The sequence below is a fragment of the Paenibacillus sp. 01L418 genome (assembly GCF_056400045.1).
The window spans coordinates 1-2,283 of the sequence record NZ_JBFTSN010000659.1; the positions used below are offsets into that span (position 1 = coordinate 1).

2 protein-coding genes are annotated in these 2,283 nt (G+C 43.5%); both read right to left on the bottom strand.

Features of this window, described 5'->3' with window-relative positions; all coding sequences use genetic code 11:
* Nucleotides 1–194: 194 nt before the first annotated feature.
* The gene (locus AC1DSE_RS34275; protein WP_477511653.1) at nt 195–704 is read right to left on the bottom strand and encodes a hypothetical protein; all 510 of its coding nucleotides are present in this window, start codon (nt 702–704) and stop codon (nt 195–197) included.
* A gap of 146 nt (nt 705–850) precedes the next feature.
* Nucleotides 851–2,283: bifunctional 2-methylcitrate dehydratase/aconitate hydratase (locus AC1DSE_RS34280; RefSeq protein ID WP_477529015.1), on the bottom strand; the 1,433-nt coding region annotated here is incomplete at its 5' end.

Genomic DNA, 2,283 nt, shown 5'->3' on the forward strand with positions numbered 1-2,283 from the left:
GTCAACTGCAAAGACGCATCCTGAGATGCTTGCTCATCGTATCTATGAAGCTGGAAGAGATTAAACGGATAAATCAGATTGAAGAAAATATAAACGTTATTTCAAAAGCATCAAGTGAAACATAAAAAGCGCGTGCCGATTAAATATCGGCACGCGCTTGTTGTGTTGCTTCTCTCATAAATGTAAAAGGTTATTTAAGGAACGAATTGCTGGACGATGCGTACGATTTCCCCGTTCTTGATCGTCATATGATAAGGAAAGCTCTTCATATCGAAGTCGTCTTCCGTATTGATGAGTTCAATAAACTTTTTAACTGAAATCGGTTCATTCCAAACAATATCTGCTTCATTAATATTGCCCGTTCGATTATAGATTTGCATAAGCACCTCAGCGTTATCGGCTATCGGTAAGTCACGCAATGTTTCATCATCATTCTCAATGTAATAACCATCTGGCGGGGCATCGAGCCCAGAATCCTTTTCACGCTCAAGGAAAATTTTTGTCGCTGCATCACCCTCGTACCAATCGATTTGGTCGATAGATAATGTGTAATGATTATTTTCCCCTTTTGTCATTGAAACGTAGCCAGTTATCATATCCGGTGTTTGTTCTACCGGTGTATATTCACGGCCTCCCGCCGGCGCAAAGCTAAAGGCCGTGAGACAAGCTATCGCAACAGTTGCGATCAATACATATTTTTTCATAGCGCAGACGCTCCTTCTATATGGTATATATTCTTATTCGGCTTACTTATACAATATAACGAAATGGGGGTGCAGAAAGTTACAGAAAAGCTACAAAAAAAAATAGATTTTAAAAAGAAAAACCTGCGCTGTACGCAGGCATTTACCTAAATAACAAATAGTTCCATAAACTGCTGTACGGGCGTGTTCTCTAATACGTTTTGGTCTTGGCAAAGCTCTAATATCGCTTGTGTTTGCTTGGATGGGAACCTGCTCTTCAAACTGGCATCAAACTTCGCAAGCAGAAGCGGTATGGCTTCCTGACGTCTGCGCCGATGGCCGATTGGGTATGCAATCTCGATCTTCTCAGTGGATGTTCCGTCTTGGAAAAACACTTGAATGGCATTGGCAATCGAGCGTTTATTAACATCCAAATAATCATGTGAGTAAGTGATATCTTCAGTCGTAACCATTTTCTTGCGAAGCTCATCGATACGACTGTCACTCGCATAATCATCCTCATAATGATCGGCAGTTAAATGTCCATGAATCAGGCCAATTGCGACCATATATTGAATGCAATGGTCACGATCCGCAGGATTATGGAGCGGTCCTGTTTTATCGATGATTCGCAGTGCGGACTTATGTGTAGTAATGATTATTTTATCAATTTCATGCCATCTGTCATTCACACTCGGGTGCAGCAAGATAGCAGCCTCCACCGCAGTTTGGCCATGGAATTCAGCGGGGAAAGATATTTTAAACAATACGTTTTCCATAACATAAGCTTCAAAATCCCGTTTAATGGAAAAGGAATTCCCTTTAAACAGCACATCATAAAATCCCCATTCCGGCGTAGTTAGTGCAGCGGGATAACCCATCTCTCCTTTTAGCGCCATCAATGAAAGCCTAAGCGCGCGAGCTGTGGCATCGCCGGCTGCCCATGACTTTCTCGAACCTGTATTTGGCGAATGACGATAAGTACGAAGCGGATGACCATCAATCCACGCATTGGATAAAGCATCAATAATTTCATCTGTCGTCCCGCCTAGCAGCGCAGTCACTACAGCAGTTGAGGCAATCTTTACGAGAATAACATGATCGAGCCCTACGCGGTTAAAGCTGTTTTCAAGTGCAAGAATGCCTTGAATTTCATGAGCCTTGATCATAGCCGAAAGCACATCTCTCATGACAAACGGCGGTTTGCCCTCAGCTATGTTTTTCCTGCTTTCATAGTCCGCAGCAGCTAGTATAGCTCCAAGATTATCTGATGGATGGCCCCACTCCGCTGCAAGCCAAGTATCATTGTAATCGAGCCAGCGGTTCATACATCCAATGTTAAATGCTGCAGTGATCGGATCAAGCTGAAATGAAGTTCCAGGAACACGAGCTCCATTCGGAACGAGAGTTCCCGGTACGGCCGGGCCTAGCAGCTTCGTGCATTCGGGATACCTAAGCGCTAACAACCCGCAGCCAAGCGTATCGATGAGACAATATCGAGCGGTATTATAAGCTTCTTCGCTAGCTATCGTATAATTTGCAGCATATTGTGCAATAGCAACCAACACTTGATCCGGCTTTGGCCTCTCATTACTCTTTA